Source organism: Hutsoniella sourekii ATCC 700629 (assembly GCF_000518205.1).
GTDB lineage: Bacteria > Bacillota > Bacilli > Lactobacillales > Aerococcaceae > Hutsoniella > Hutsoniella sourekii.
Genome location: NZ_JADD01000010.1, coordinates 13,108 through 28,131, shown reverse-complemented (window position 1 = coordinate 28,131; position 15,024 = coordinate 13,108). Strand labels below are relative to the sequence as shown.

Below are 15,024 nucleotides of genomic sequence, written 5' to 3'. Positions count from 1 at the left end.
TTAAACACGTCCTTTTACTTTATTTTTTAGTTGATGTCGCATTACATTAATGTTAGTTGATAGTTTACCAATAGGAGATGCTTTAGGTTCTTCCTTATACTCACCCATTTCAAAACGGATAAATAAATCCCTAGCATCTTCCATCGCTATTTGAGTTAAGCGATTTTCTCTTTGAACGAGTGGATGTTTCTTATCAATAAAATGGATGTCTTGTCCGGCATACTGAGGCAAGTCTCTAAATTTCGAGAGAACGGTGACCCCTTGCAAGAGTCTAGTATCAGTAATGCGGTCCTGGTCATCAATAGCAAACATTACAATCGTGCCCGCTTGAATTCGACCAGGCTTGCGACCAATAGCCACCCGACCTTTACGTCTTAATTCGACATAATTTTGATTGAAGTGCTTAATTTGGTAATAGCCTAGAATAAACTGAATAACATAGGCTCCTATAGCAATAATTGCGAACAGTAATAGAAAACTCATTCAATCACGTCTCCAATATCATTTTTATCAAATCTTGATTTTCACTGATCGTCTTTAAGTGAGTCTTGAGCGCTTGAGAGTTAGCTACCTTGAAGATAAAATCATAAATCATGATGAGGCTACTTTCGATTTCTTCATTCTCACTTTCTGGGATACCAATCATAAAGATTAATTCAACTTTATTTTTATTAGAATTTTCAGATTTTATGCGTCCCACATTGAGTATAATCTGATCGCTTCGTGTTTGAATAGCATGTGGCATAGCAATTCCTTGATCAAAGATTGTTGATTGAAGATTTTCCCGTTCAAAGATTCTAAAACTAAAATCTGCATCTACTAGCTTCAATTTCCATAAGTGCGAACTCATTTTGGTTAAATAGCCATAATAATTATCTTCATAAACAAGATCCTGAAGTTCAACGGTAAGCTTTTTGATCTCAAGTTGATTGTTACGCTCTAATCGGTACCATTCTTCCCTAATTAGTGATTCATCAAAGAGGTTGTTAATGTGGACAACGGGTACTTTAATATCCCTGATTCGCAAAGGAATCGTCGTAAATATGGCAAAGTAGCGGTTCAAGGAATGAACGGACAATTGATGAGCAGCCAAAGAAACCACTTTTACGTGAGAACCCAAGGCTCGCTTGAAATGTTGTTCGATCATCTTAGCAGTCCCTCTACCCGTATGGCAGACCACTGCTACCTCTTTGTTTTCCACACTAAGGGGTTCGTTGATAGCCATTTCAAAGTATATGGTCAAGTAATCTATTTCGGAGTCAGATATTGAATGACCAATCAGTTCACTCACCACATGTCCGGCAACCTTGGCTACTTCATGAGACAAGGGATAACGTTCAGATAGAGCTTCCAAAAAAACATCATTAAGTTCGGTATGGGTAGCCAATCGATTCACTAAATAATGTAAGTGAAACTTAATATCTTCATACATTTTCTCCTGATCGATATCAATAGCGAAGGTAGCATATACTTCATTCAAAATAGCATCAAAAACTAGGGGGATGAAGTGACTCATATAACTCTTTGATAGCTTGTCTTCTTGATTGTATACATTAAGTGGAAAAGACAAAAAATCTACTTCAAATGCATTAAAATCAATCTCAAGGACTTCTTCAAGCATAGAGATAAGCGTTGAAAACTCAGCTTCTTCATCCACAAAATTTGTATAGAAGTTAATGGGCTGGGTGATTCTTCGGTTAAACTGATACATTGATATAACCGTCTCAACTGCTCGAAGCAATAAGAGACTAGCTTCTTTGTTGAGTCCCATTGAGTTAGCATAGTCTAATAAACGCTCTTCAAGATCTAAGTCAATCTTTTCGATAGGAAAATAGTCTAGTATATAGTGACAGTACAGTAAAGCTAACTGGGTGCTGTCTCCTGATAAGTGTAAACCCTTATTGGGTACCCCTACTATTTCTCCCTTGTACTCAATCAAGATCTCTCGTACTTTATTTAAATCATTACCCACCGTTCCACGACTAACATTCAAAATTTCACTCAAGTCAGCTATCGTTACATTAGCTTCACTAGCAAATAGCGTCTTGAGAATAAAGGCACTACGCTTACTAGCAGAGTTAAAGTCACTCTCATACCTCAGTTCACCGGCCAAAATCTCTTGATAGCGACTATGGTTTAGAATATCCAACCGGTAGAGCTGATTATCGAACGATATAAAGGCAATGCCTTGTAATTCATTGTTTAATAGCTGGATATTCTTTCTAACTGTGGCCTTACTGGTCTTCAAATACTGGCAGAGTGATTGTTGATCGATCGTTGGCGTAGCTTCAAATATATTTAATATTTGATACCATCTATTGACTAGGGACAAGTAATTCCCTCCTAGCCTCTGGTTTTTCCTCCAGCAACATTTAAGGTTACCCCAGTAATGTAACTGGCTCGATCAGATAACAAGTAAGCCACGAAGTCAGCTACTTCAGATAATTTACCTGACCGTCCTAGAGGAGTAGTACTGGTACTTGAATAGCCTTCTCTTAACTTATCAACAGTAATGCCACGAGTATAAGATAGAGATTCTTCATACGCTAATGTTCTCAAGCCTGTTTCTTCCAGAATACCAGGAGCAACACCCACAACACGTACATTGTGTTTACCTAATTCCTTGGCCCAAGAACGGGTATAACTATAGACTGCTGCTTTTGTCGCTGCGTAAGGGCTCTGTCCTTCTGAACCTTCCAGACCTGATTCAGACCCCATGTTTAGAATGACACCCTCACCCTTGTCTACCAAGATACGGCCAACCGTTTGAGCCACTAAATAAACCCCTTTTTGGTTGATAGCTAGCATCTTATCAAATTCTGCATCAGATAATTCGTATTGACCCTTTGGATCTTTAGGATCCACTAATAATCTTGGAATATTAATTCCTGCATTATTGACTACTCCGTCAACAGTTCCAAACTTATCTACAACTTCTTGAACACTCGCTTCAACATTCTCGCGTGAAGTAACATCTGTCTTCACAAATAGAAGGTTCTCATGACTAGCATTCCCTTCAGCTATATCAAAGTTTACTACCTTCGCACCGTCATTCAGTAATTCTTCAATTACAGCAGCACCAATACCAGAAGATCCTCCAGTTACTACATAAACACGTCCTTCAATACCTAACCAATTTTCAGACATTATACTTCCTCCTCAATCTTTTTATGGATTAAGTATAACGTTTTCAACAAGAAAATTAACCCAAACATTTTTCTACTTTGAGAAAAATGTTTGGGTTATATAATAAGTAGGTAATTCATGAAATATTTATTTTCATTAGCTATATGATTTAAAGATTTAAAAATCTAGGCTTTATTACTTTTTATAACTAAAATAAATAACAAGTAATAAAAATGAAAAATATGATATTCTTTCCAAAAGTTTAGCATATAAAGTCTAATCTATTGTTAGAGGCTATTATAAGACTATAAAACTACTAATTCACCTTTAGCTTCTAACTCTTTAGCTTTTTCCAGTAACTTCGCAGAACCACTAGTTCCGATTCTCACTGTCCCTGTACCAAGGACTTTCAACGCATCTTCAATTGTTCGGACACCGCCTGCTGCTTTTACCTCCATATTATCGGCTATGTGACTTCTCATCAATTTTAGGTCATGAATCTTTGATCCGGATGGTGCGTATCCCGTACTTGTTTTCACGAAATCTGCCCCTGCTTCTGTCGATAGCTCACAAGCCTTAATAATTTGTTCATCATTAAGATAATGATTTTCAAAAATAACCTTTACGATGACGTCATGTTGATGAGCAATTTTGCAAATTTCAGCAATTTCATTTTTTACATAATCATACTCACCTGAGAGGAATCTGGCAATATTAATTACCATATCAATTTCCACTGCACCTTTTTCAATCGCATCTTTTGTTTCGAATAGCTTAGTCTCTGTCGTACAGGTTCCATGAGGGAAGCCTATTACCGTAGTCGGAAGTACATCACTTCCCTCTAATTCTTCAAGAACAATTGGTAAATCTGAGGGTCTAACACATACTGAAATACAATGATTATCTTTAGCAAATTGACAACCTTCTTTTAACTCCTTTACAGTAATTGACGGATTTAATAGTGAATGATCTAATGTATTTGCGAACTCTTTTACCGAAATCTTTGTACCTGGTTGAAATCTTTTTACTTTATTCATTTCAATCTCCAACTTTCTATATTAACTTATGGGACCTTATGACCTTTTACAGCTGTCCATATCATAAACCAGTGCTCCAATGTTAATTTTATGTCAAGCGCATTAACAGCTGTTTCAACATATTCTATTATTCCAGATCCTGTAATTGGGACAGGTTCAGAAGGATGCATCATTATCCATGCAAAAATGACTTCTCCAATATCATTTGCTCCAACTTCTTCTTTAATAACATTAAGTGTATCTCTTAGACGTACGATTTGTTCATCTTCACGAGTAAAAATTCTTCCACCTGCTAATGGCGACCATATCATAGGATGAATCTTATCATGAACTGCCAAATCTAAAACGCCATTCTCTATATTTTCCATATTGAGTGGGTTTAATTCAACCTGATTAGTTACCAACTTGAAGTCTAAATAACTTTGTAAGGTCTTATATTGTTCTACTAAATGATTGGATACACCAAAACTTCTTACCTTACCAGATTCATATAAATAATTAAAAGCTTCAGCTACCTCATATGGATTAACTAGAGGACTTGGTCTATGAAGTAAAAGGGTATCTATTTTGTCAATATTTAATTGTTTTAAAGATCTTTCAGCTTGTTTGATAATGTAATCTTTAGAATAATTATAGTATTTAACTCTTGCTTGATCAGATTTATAGACTAAACCACATTTAGTAACAATTTCAATTTTATCTCTTAAAGATGGATTGACTTTGATAGCCTCTCCAAATTTACCTTCTGCCTGATACCTTCCATAACTATCAGCGTGATCCATAGTAGTTATACCTAAATCAAGCACTTGTTCTAAATAATCGGCCAATTCATTTGGAGTCATATTCCAATCCATTAGTCTCCAAAATCCTAAAACTATTTTTGAAAATTCAATTGAATCATTCATTTTTACTCGAATCATAATCATTCTCCAATTCTAAAAGGTACTATGGGGATGAATTTTTTTGGAATTCAAACACCTCCCTGACCATATGTTCAGTAGATAGTCATCTGTTCATGAATACAATACCACAACTTGAACAAATGTCAACCCATTAAACATTTGTTTTAATATTTATCTTTAATTATTTTAATGAGCATGATAGAGTAGTAATCAGATTAGGATCAATTTTAGACCCGTTTTTTAAATAGAAGGTGATTTTATGGATAAAAAATTTCTGGTACAATTAGCCCATCTGTATTACGTTACAGGGATGACACATCAAGAAATTGCTGACAAACTACACGTTTCAAGAAGCAAGGTAACTCGAGGTCTTAAAGAAGCAAGAGAAAAAAATATTGTCAAAATTTCTATAGATTATAGTGCAAGTAATTATGAGATTTCTCAATTACTTATTGATAAATATAAAATTAAAGAGGTTCTAATCTCAGGAAATGAATCTTTAATTAAAGATGACAAGCAAATCTTTAGTTTGGCCGGTCAATATCTAGTTAACCAATTTAAGGAAAACTCTACTATAGCTGTTGGTTGGGGAAGAACTATCCGAGAACTTTCAGAAATAACTGAAATTCATGATAATTTAAATTTAAAATTTAGCCCGATTATTGGCGGTCATGGCTCTACCAATAACTTAATACATTCATCAACTATAGCTGCTGAATTTGCAAAAAATTGTCGAGGCATTTCTTATTCTATAAATGGTCCTGCTCTTGCAAATAATTTAGATGAAAAAAATATCTTTATCGATAACAACGATATCGCTTCGACTATTTCTGAGACCAAAAAAGCAGATATCGCTTTGTTTAGCGTTGGTAATCCAACTAGTAGTGAAAGTACCATTCATAAAATGAATTATTTTTCATCAAAAGAATTAAAGGAAATGATCAATCAAAACGTTATTTGTGATTTTGTGTCTATAGCTTTTTTTGATATTAACGGACAGGAAAAATGCAATGAAATTAGCAATAGAAGTATTGGCCTAAATATTAAAGATTTTCAAAATATCCCTCTAAAAATATGTGTTGCATTTGGTGTCCCAAAAAATAACTCAATATTAGCGGCCTTAAGAGCTGGATTAATTGATGTTCTTATTACTGATTTTTCTACAGCAAACTTCTTAACTCAAGATTAAAAAACACAAACATATTGTTCTAAAAAGAACGGTATGTTTGTGCTTTATATTTATTATACTGTTTTTAATTCTTCGATAGCCTTTTTGCGATTTTCCGAATTAAAAAGGTATGATCCGGAAACAAGTACATCCGCCCCAGCTTTAATGCATTGCTTATAGGTTTCATTATTAACCCCACCATCGACTTCAATTTCATAAGAATAATTATACTCGTCTCTCCAAGCTTTGAGTTGAGCTACCTTTTCCATAGTCGATTCAATAAATTGTTGACCACCAAATCCCGGATTAACCGTCATTATTAACACGAGATCTGCTAAATCCAATACTGCTTTTAAATTTTCAACAGATGTACCAGGATTGATAACAACCCCAGCCTTCTTACCTAAAGATTTTATTTGTTGAAGAGCTCTATGAATATGTGAGGTCGCCTCTAGATGAACTGTGATAATGTCTGCTCCAGCATCAGCAACTAAATCAATATATCTTTCAGGATTTTCTACCATCATATGGACATCAAATATAACATCTGTTTTCTTCCTTAAACTTTCAAAAACCATAGGGCCAAATGATATATTTGGAACAAATGTACCATCCATTATATCAATATGGAGGTAATCTGCACCTGACTCGATCATATTTAATATGTCAGCTTCTAAATTACAAAAGTCAGCACTTAACATAGATGGGGCAATTTTAACATTCATATAATTTCTCCTTAAATATATTTATATGTGATCAGAATTTGTTATTTCTTTCCAGTCTGAACCAAAATCACTTATCGCTTTTGAGATATTCGCATTAGTTAGAAAATTATCAATTACGTCTGCTCCAACAGTTACATGGCTTGCTCCAGCATGTAAAGCTTTCAATACTTGATCAATATTTTTGAAGCTCGCTGCCAAAATTTTAGTCTGATCTTCTGAACTGGATATATTTGAACTAAGATTTTCGATTAATTTAAAGGGATCAGAATTCAGATTTTGCATTCTATTAACATAAGGAGCAATATAGTCGACATCAAAACCAATTGCTAACAGAGCTTGAATTTCACTATATATAGCTGTAGCAGTAATATTAAAGCCTTCAGTTTTTAGAATTTTAATTGCTGCTAATCCTTCTTTGCTGACTGGAATTTTTATATAAACTTCAGAATCAGTTAAATCCACAATTTTTCGTGCATCTTCAATAATTCCATCACAATTACTAGAAATAGTTTGAATATGCAAACTTTTATCATAACCAATGAGTTCTCTGATAGCTTTAATATGATCCTTGAAATTGATCTTTCCTTCTTTTTTTAAAATACTCGGGTTAGTGGTAACACCGTCAATTGGTAAATATTTTAAATAGCTTTCAATCTTTTCTAGATTTGCTGAATCAATGACTAATTTCAAATTAATCCCCCTATAATTTTTTATTACACAAAGAAGCAGGAGTAACCCTGCTTCTTATATTTAAGTTTTATAGATCTGAATTTGAGGCAATCATTACTTTCATTTCTTGACCACCCATAACGGCTTCAAAGGCTTCTCGCCAATCTTCAACTGGATACTCCTTAGTAACAATAGATTCTGTATCTACCTTTTCTTCTTCGAGTAATTTTAATGCCTTATCCCACGATGATGGTTTTTGTGATCGACATCCAATATAATTAATTTCTCTTTGAATAATGGATTCAGTATCAATTGGAACTACAGACTCAGCAAAAAGTCCTAATTGGACAAAATCCCCTTTTTTACGTGTTAATTTTAATGCTTGGTTTACTGCAGGAACTGCACCTGAAGCATCAATAACGACGTCCGCTCCCCAACCATCAGTTAGGTCAAGAACAACTTGGTCAAGATCCTCAGCTTGTGAATCTACAATGTGTTTAATTCCAAGTTTGTCTTTAGCAAACTGTAATCTCTTCTTATCCTGGGTTATTCCTGACAAAATAACTTCTCCACCTTGAGATTGAGCAACTTGAGCAGCTAACAATCCAATTGGACCAGGACCCACAACTAACACAATATCTCCATCTTTAACAGACGTTTTTTCCATGACGGCATGTGTTGTACAGGCTAAAGGTTCACTAAAAGCTGCTGCTTTATAAGACACATTCTCTGGGATTAAATGTAAACTTTCTTCTCTAGCAAGAACGTAATCAGTCATACTACCATTGACCTGAGTTCCGATACCTTTTCTATTTCCACAAAGATTATAATCTCTTTCTTTACAATATGGGCATTCACCACAAGTTTCGAAAGTAGTTTCACTAACTACTCGATCTCCTACTTTGAATTCTTTTACATCTGGACCAACTTCAACAATTTTTCCTGAAAATTCATGCCCAAGAACAACAGGTGTTTTAGGGTTTTTATACTCACCTTTAAATGTATGAATATCTGAACCACAAATACCAGTATAAGCTACCTCAATCACAACTTTATCATCGTATGCTTCTGGTTTAGGAATATCTTGTAATTCCATCATGTCATAGCCTGGTGCTGTTTTTACAACTGCTTTCATTATAAATTCCTCCTGATATAATCCTAAGTATTAACTAGTATATTGTTATCATAGTACTTGCTTTGTCATTTGTCAAATCAAATAGCATTTGTTTTCAAGATGTTTTCAGCTAATTTATCTGTAGTAACTATAATATTGAGTAACTTATGTTCTAAAGCCACAGCTAAAGGTTTAGTCTTAGATTGACTAGTTGCAATTGACATTCTAAGAGGAATCTCTTTTAATTCGTCAAGGCTCAATCCAATTACATTTCTATTTTGATCAAAATCAACTTGTTGACCATTAGAATCAAAAAATGCAGAATTAATATCACCTACTACATTGTGCTTAATAAGATCTTCAACATTATCTTCATTAAGATAACCAATCTTCTGCATCGTACTCTGCTCGTAAGGCGAAGAGATCCCAACAACTGCTAGGTCAACATTCCTAGCAGAATCGAGCACAGATTTAATAGCATTATTATTAATTAATTCATCTTTAATTCGATCATTTGATACTTGGGCAGGTGAATACAAATACTTAACATTTGATCTTATTTTCTGGCTCAAATCAAAGCATAACTGATTTGAATGGATGGAAAAATAGTCATCAGACATACCACCAATCAAGGGAATCAGAGTTACTTCACTCAAATTACTATATGGAAACGAATCTACCATTCCTCTTATTGAATAACCCCAGGATATACCTATATTAGGATGATCAGCCGCCATTTTTTTTAAGTATAATGCCGCTTGCTGACTAGCTGACTTATTCACTTCCTCGTCTTTCACAGATAAGGAATCAACCACTATTGCTTTTACTAATCCAAAGTTTTTTTCAAGCTCTCTTTCAAGTTCTACAATATATGAACTACTACTTTTTATGAAAACTTCAACAATTCCTTGTCTTTTGGCATCCATTAATAGTTTGGAAATAAGCGAACGTGATACACCCACTTCTTTAGCTATTGCTGCTTGTGTTAAACCTTCCTCGTAATACATTTTTGCAATTCTGACTAGTTCTTTTTCTTCAATCGTATCCACCTACACTCTCCTCTCCCTTTTAACTTTCATATAAACCTTCTCTTAAATACTTAGACTTATCATTAATACTTTGTCCATCATCATTAAATAGAGCTGAGGTACCAAGAACAAATAAATCAACATCGAAATTTTTCATTTTTCTAATCGTTTGGTCATAAATATTCCCATCAACCTCTATAAGTGGACGTTCAAAATTATTTTCAGAAAAAATTTCAGTTAACTTTTCTAATTTATTAAGTACATTTAAATTAAATTCTTGCCCAGCAAATCCTGGATTCACTGTCATCACTAACAATAAATCAATGTCTTTTAAATAAGGTTCTATTGTTGTCACTGGAGTTTCTGGACTAAAGGCTAGGCCAACCTTACAGTTATAACTACGAATCAGTTGGAAAAGTTCCTCAGGATTTTCGGTAGTTTCTATATGGAAGGTAATATAATCCGGTTGTAGTGGACCAAACATTCGGATATAATGCTCTGGATTAACCGTTGCTAAGTGAACATCTAAAATTAAACGTGCATCTTTTTTTAAAGCTTCAATTTGATAAGGTCCCATCGCTAAATTGTTTACGAATACACCATCCATGACATCGCAATGAAGCCAGTTAATTTTAGCCTCTACTAACTCATCTAAAGTCACTTTTAAATGCATTTGATCAGCTGTCATTATAGAGGCGACTAATCTTTTCTCTAGCATAAGTTTTCAAGCTTTTCTAAGCGTTTTGCATGACGGCCACCTTGGAATTCAGCTCCTAACCAAGTATCCACGATCATTAACGCTAACATGTCCCCAGTCACTCGAGCTCCAAGACATAACACATTAGAATTGTTATGTTCTCGAGTTGCTTGGGCAGTAAATACATCCCCTACTAAAGCAGCACGAATGCCCTTTTGTTTATTGGCTGCAATAGACATACCAACTCCAGTTCCACATATTAAAATTCCCAAATCAGCTTCAGAATTTTGTATCGAACTAGTCACTTTTACAGCAAAATCAGGATAATCTACTGATTCAGAACTATTTGGTCCAAAATCCATCACCTCATAGTCTGCTTTTAAATGATCTATAATTTTATTTTTTAATTCGAATCCACCATGATCTGCTCCGATTGCAATTTTCATTTATTTATTCATCCTTTCTAAAAAACAGCAGGCCTTTCGACCTGCTGAGCTAGTAACTATAGTTATCCCTAACTAAAATTATTCTTCTATCTCTTGAGGCAAAATAAGCACTTTATTAAAGTTTTCTTTTCTGTTAATAATCATATCGAATAGTTCTTCGGCCTTGTTAAGTGGAAATGTATGGGTGACCATACCATCCAAATCAATTTTACCACTATTGACATAATCAATCGCATTTTGCCATTCTTTACCAGGAAATGGTGCAGAATATGAGTTCCAGAATCCTTTGATGGTTAATTCTCTTCTAAATATATTTTCGAAGGCTTTTCTTTTTAGAGTAATGTCTCTATAAGCTATACCTTGATAACCAACTTTACCATGCTTTTTAGCAAGGAGTAAAGCTTGTTCTTGAGTTATTGCAGAACCAGCACACTCCATTACGATATCTGCACCTAACCCATTAGTCAATTCCATAACTTTTGACTCAAGATCTTCTTTTAGAGAATTGATACCATAAGTTGCACCATGCTTGATTGCTTCTTTAATAGAATCATCTGAAATATCAACAGCTATAACATCTTTAGCGCCAGCTGCTAACAAGCATTTAAGTGTTAACAAACCTACTGCTCCCATACCGAGTACTACAACTGTATCACCCAGTTGAACATCGATACCCATAACTCCATGCATCGAAACAGCTAAAGGTTCGATTAAGGCTGCAGTTTTATAATCCATATCACCAACTGGAAGAACGTTTTCTTTTGGTGCTACAACTTGTTGTCCAAATCCGCCACTTCTATGAGTTCCTATCATTTTATAATTTTCACACATACCATAGTAGCCTTGTTGACAATATTCGCATTCATGACATGGCATCATAGGGGCAGCGATAACTCTATCACCAACTGAGACATGAGTTACATTGCTTCCTATTTCAATAACTTCTCCAGAGAATTCGTGCCCGATGATTACTGGTAATTCGTACGGCCATCCGTCTGCTATTTTATGAGTATCTGATCCACAAACACCATTAGCATAGACTTTAATTCGTACTTCATCATCATTCATTTTTGGATCTTCAATTTCAACAACTTCAAACTTTTGTTGTTCATTTAATTGTGCAGCTTTCACTTAATTACCACCTTTATTATTAGAACATACCATTAATAAATTCTGCTAATCTTACTAGAGCCCATTTAAGAACGTTACCACCTGTATCAAATGAGGTGAACGCTGATCCTGCCATATCTTTAACTGAATCTAATCCAGCAACCATTTCAGTATGAAGAGGGGCAAAATTGGTTGCAATATATAAAGCGATCGCAATCATTATTGTACCTGTAATAACGGATTGGAAGATGTTCCCCTTGCGGTCAGCAGTTACGTATGCCATGTAAAATGGAATAGTAGCCAAGTCACCAAAAGGAAGTACCTTGTTACCAGGCAAAATAACAGCTAGTAATAATGTAATTGGAACTAAAATTAGACCCGCAGAAGCGTTCGCAGGGTCTCCAAATGCTAGCGCAGCATCTAGACCGATGTTAATATCTCTATCTCCCCAATGCTTGTTAGCAAATTCTTGGGCAGCTTCTGAAATCGGTAATAACCCATCCATAAGTAAAGAAACCATACGAGGCATTAAAACTAATACAGCCGCCATTGACACGCCAAGTTTGAAAGCAGCACCAACATCATATCCAGCTAAAAGTCCTAAAACGAAACCAATGATAAGTCCCATAACCATTGGTTCACCAAAAATACCGAAACGCTTTTGAATTGATTCTGGGGTGACTTCAACCTTATTAATTCCAGGAATCATACCTACTAAACGACCAACAGGAATACCAATCATAGCGTATCCAATTGAAGAACCAGTAGTAAAAGTTACATTATCAAGACCGTAATAATCTCCAATTAAATGAGCAAAGTAATCTGAAAACTTAAGAATAATAACTGTGGCAATAAGACCGATAACAATACTTAACCAAAAATTATTTGTAGCAATATAAGATAATGCAGCTACAGCTATCATATGGTGGAAATTCCAAATATCAATATTTAGGGTATTGGTTAAGTTTAAAACTAACATACCTAAGTTAACCACTAAAATTAAAACAATCATTAATGTTGTAACTGGAGAGGCAAAGACCGCTGAAGCTGCGGCTGGCCAACCAATATCGACAACTGTTAAGTTGAAGTTAAATCTCTCAACCATTTGTTGAGTCGCAGTACCAAGCTCGCTTGATAGCAAACCGATTACAAGGTTAACTCCTGTAAAACCAATACCAATTGTAATTGCTGAGGTAAAAGCTCTACCAGGTTTAACACCAAATAATAGACCAATTAAAAATATAGCTAGTGGAATGATTACTGTTGGACCTAAATCCAATATATAATCAAAAATACTTACAAACGCTTCCATTTCTTTTCCTCCTAAAAGCTCACTTTATTAGTCTTTTAAAATTTCCAAGACTTCTTTATCAACTTTGTCTTTACCCATACCTGTAATATAAGCAGTAGCCACAATAGCTGGGATGCTATAGGTAGTTGGAAGTTTAGTTGTAGAGATCAATAAATCTGCTGAATCTTCTTTACCTTTAGCTTCTGAAATACGAATTTGATCAATATCAGCATCAATATTATTTTCTTTTAGTAAATTTTTAACATGATTAACAACAACAGTCGAGGTTGCAATTCCTGCACCACATGCAATTAAAATTCTTTTTTTAGCCATAATTAATACTCTCCTTTTAAAGTTTATTTAATAATTCTTCTTTAGTTTCTGCTCCCAAAATCCCTTCAAGAGCTGATTCATCTTGAATTAATTGAATAATTGTTTGAAGTGTTGACAATTGATCCTCAGCCTTGGTAAGTCCTAAAACAAATACTAATCTAGTTTCTACAGACTGATCAGGGTCCTCCATTGATTTGAATTCAACAGGTTCTTTTAGAGTAACTACAGCGATAAATTCCTCATTAATATGAACTGAATCTGAATGTGGAATTGCTACACCATAGTTTTCCAACTGTAATCCAGTAGGAAATTCAATTTCTCTATCTTTTAGAGCTTGAGCATAGGTATCTTTACTCAAACCTAACTTTGTAGATTCCCCTGCAACAAAATCAAAAAGTTCAGATGAATCATTAAATGTTTCATTCAGAAAAATTAAATCATCATTAATAACATTTTTTAAGTCCATAAACAACCTCCTATAAAAATAACCCTACAAATTAATTAAGCTACACTCCTTTCATTATCCTAGCAATTGACATAGGCTATGTAGTTTGCTACTTGTATATAATAATCCTTTTTGTATGCGCTGTCAAATTAAAATACAGTAATTCTTCAACTTCTTAAATTATTATATCACTGACTAAAGCGTTCTACCACCATCGGCTAAAATAATCTGTCCATGAACATAAGAAGATTCAGGGCTCGCAAGGAAGAATGCTAAATTTGCTATGTCATTAGGTTTACCAAATCTGCCGATAGGGATCTTTTTAACTAATTCTTCTCTGCTCTTTTCATTTGGATATAACTCGTCTAATAAATCGGATTCAATAACTCTTGGAGCTATAGCATTTACGTTAATTCCATATGCACCTAATTCTTTTGAAGCTGCTTTCATTAGACCATGTTGTCCTGATTTTGAGGCTGCATAATGTGCCCCTCCGCCAGTACCGGTAAGACCCGATCCAGATGTTACGAATATCAATTTAGAATTTTTATTTGACTTCAAGTCCTCGTAAAATGCTTTCAATGTGTAAAATGAGCCATTTAAATTCACATCAATAATTTTATCCCAGTTTGCAACTGATATTTCAGCAATAGTCTTCCGGTTACTAATACCAGCATTAATAACTAATACATCGATCTTATTTTCCTTAGATACTATTTGTGCTTCAGCTGCTTCTATACTTTTAAAATCAGATACATCCGTTTGAATAAAATTTGATGGTGCATACTTTTTTAATTCATCCGCTGTCTTCAGTCCATTTTCTTGATCCAAATCAAGTATATATGTAATATAAGAATTTTCAGCAAACTTTTTTGCTATTGCCTTGCCGATTCCTTTTGATCCACCTGTTATGACTGCAATCTTCACAGAAAT

At 34.5% G+C, this 15,024-nt stretch carries 17 protein-coding genes; 1 reads left to right on the top strand and 16 read right to left on the bottom strand.

Going from position 1 to position 15,024, the window contains the following annotated elements; all coding sequences use genetic code 11:
* From T408_RS0102400 to T408_RS0102380, 5 genes are all read right to left on the bottom strand, one after another.
* Positions 1-483 carry a transcriptional regulator GutM gene (locus tag T408_RS0102400; RefSeq protein ID WP_028118528.1) on the bottom strand — a complete coding sequence of 161 codons (483 nt, stop codon included), beginning with the start codon at positions 481-483 and terminating at the stop codon, positions 1-3.
* Between the two features lie 4 nt (positions 484-487).
* A complete protein-coding gene (locus T408_RS0102395) occupies positions 488-2,332 on the bottom strand; it encodes a BglG family transcription antiterminator (protein WP_028118527.1) in 1,845 nt (614 codons plus the stop codon).
* Positions 2,333-2,343: 11 nt separating this feature from the next.
* On the bottom strand, positions 2,344-3,147 hold the full coding sequence (locus T408_RS0102390; protein WP_035419870.1) for an SDR family oxidoreductase: 804 nt from the start codon (positions 3,145-3,147) through the stop codon (positions 2,344-2,346).
* Between the two features lie 284 nt (positions 3,148-3,431).
* Positions 3,432-4,163 (bottom strand): deoxyribose-phosphate aldolase, encoded by a 732-nt coding sequence (deoC, locus tag T408_RS0102385; protein ID WP_051444744.1) that lies wholly within the window; start codon positions 4,161-4,163, stop codon positions 3,432-3,434.
* Positions 4,164-4,189: 26 nt separating this feature from the next.
* Positions 4,190-5,083 (bottom strand): aldo/keto reductase, encoded by an 894-nt coding sequence (locus tag T408_RS0102380; protein ID WP_028118524.1) that lies wholly within the window; start codon positions 5,081-5,083, stop codon positions 4,190-4,192.
* A gap of 241 nt (positions 5,084-5,324) precedes the next feature.
* Between T408_RS0102380 and T408_RS0102375 the strand changes: the two genes are divergently transcribed.
* Entirely contained in the window at positions 5,325-6,254 is a 930-nt protein-coding gene (locus tag T408_RS0102375) for a sugar-binding transcriptional regulator (protein ID WP_028118523.1), read from the top strand.
* Positions 6,255-6,307: 53 nt separating this feature from the next.
* Here T408_RS0102375 and rpe read toward each other — a convergent pair whose 3' ends face one another.
* The 11 genes from rpe to T408_RS0102320 all read right to left on the bottom strand — a co-directional run bounded on the left by rpe (position 6,308) and on the right by T408_RS0102320 (position 15,018).
* Positions 6,308-6,958, bottom strand: coding sequence for a ribulose-phosphate 3-epimerase (gene rpe / locus T408_RS0102370; protein WP_028118522.1), 651 nt, complete (start codon positions 6,956-6,958; stop codon positions 6,308-6,310).
* A 21-nt stretch (positions 6,959-6,979) separates the two neighbouring features.
* Positions 6,980-7,648 (bottom strand): fructose-6-phosphate aldolase, encoded by a 669-nt coding sequence (locus T408_RS0102365; RefSeq protein ID WP_028118521.1) that lies wholly within the window; start codon positions 7,646-7,648, stop codon positions 6,980-6,982.
* Between the two features lie 67 nt (positions 7,649-7,715).
* Entirely contained in the window at positions 7,716-8,762 is a 1,047-nt protein-coding gene (locus T408_RS0102360; RefSeq protein WP_028118520.1) for a zinc-binding dehydrogenase, read from the bottom strand.
* Positions 8,763-8,839: 77 nt separating this feature from the next.
* Positions 8,840-9,790 (bottom strand): sugar-binding transcriptional regulator, encoded by a 951-nt coding sequence (locus tag T408_RS0102355; protein WP_028118519.1) that lies wholly within the window; start codon positions 9,788-9,790, stop codon positions 8,840-8,842.
* A gap of 19 nt (positions 9,791-9,809) precedes the next feature.
* Positions 9,810-10,487 (bottom strand): ribulose-phosphate 3-epimerase, encoded by a 678-nt coding sequence (locus T408_RS0102350; RefSeq protein WP_028118518.1) that lies wholly within the window; start codon positions 10,485-10,487, stop codon positions 9,810-9,812.
* The gene (rpiB, locus tag T408_RS0102345) at positions 10,481-10,912 is read right to left on the bottom strand and encodes a ribose 5-phosphate isomerase B (RefSeq protein ID WP_028118517.1); all 432 of its coding nucleotides are present in this window, start codon (positions 10,910-10,912) and stop codon (positions 10,481-10,483) included. Before rpiB ends, T408_RS0102350 begins: the two co-directional genes overlap by 7 nt.
* Positions 10,913-10,990: 78 nt before the next feature.
* Positions 10,991-12,043, bottom strand: coding sequence for a galactitol-1-phosphate 5-dehydrogenase (locus T408_RS0102340; protein ID WP_028118516.1), 1,053 nt, complete (start codon positions 12,041-12,043; stop codon positions 10,991-10,993).
* A 19-nt stretch (positions 12,044-12,062) separates the two neighbouring features.
* Positions 12,063-13,334 carry a PTS galactitol transporter subunit IIC gene (locus T408_RS0102335; RefSeq protein ID WP_028118515.1) on the bottom strand — a complete coding sequence of 424 codons (1,272 nt, stop codon included), beginning with the start codon at positions 13,332-13,334 and terminating at the stop codon, positions 12,063-12,065.
* A gap of 27 nt (positions 13,335-13,361) precedes the next feature.
* On the bottom strand, positions 13,362-13,646 hold the full coding sequence (locus T408_RS0102330; RefSeq protein WP_028118514.1) for a PTS sugar transporter subunit IIB: 285 nt from the start codon (positions 13,644-13,646) through the stop codon (positions 13,362-13,364).
* Positions 13,647-13,662: 16 nt separating this feature from the next.
* Positions 13,663-14,112 (bottom strand): PTS sugar transporter subunit IIA, encoded by a 450-nt coding sequence (locus T408_RS0102325; protein ID WP_028118513.1) that lies wholly within the window; start codon positions 14,110-14,112, stop codon positions 13,663-13,665.
* Between the two features lie 174 nt (positions 14,113-14,286).
* Positions 14,287-15,018 carry an SDR family NAD(P)-dependent oxidoreductase gene (locus T408_RS0102320; RefSeq protein ID WP_235731610.1) on the bottom strand — a complete coding sequence of 244 codons (732 nt, stop codon included), beginning with the start codon at positions 15,016-15,018 and terminating at the stop codon, positions 14,287-14,289.
* Between the last annotated feature and the right edge of the window lie 6 nt (positions 15,019-15,024).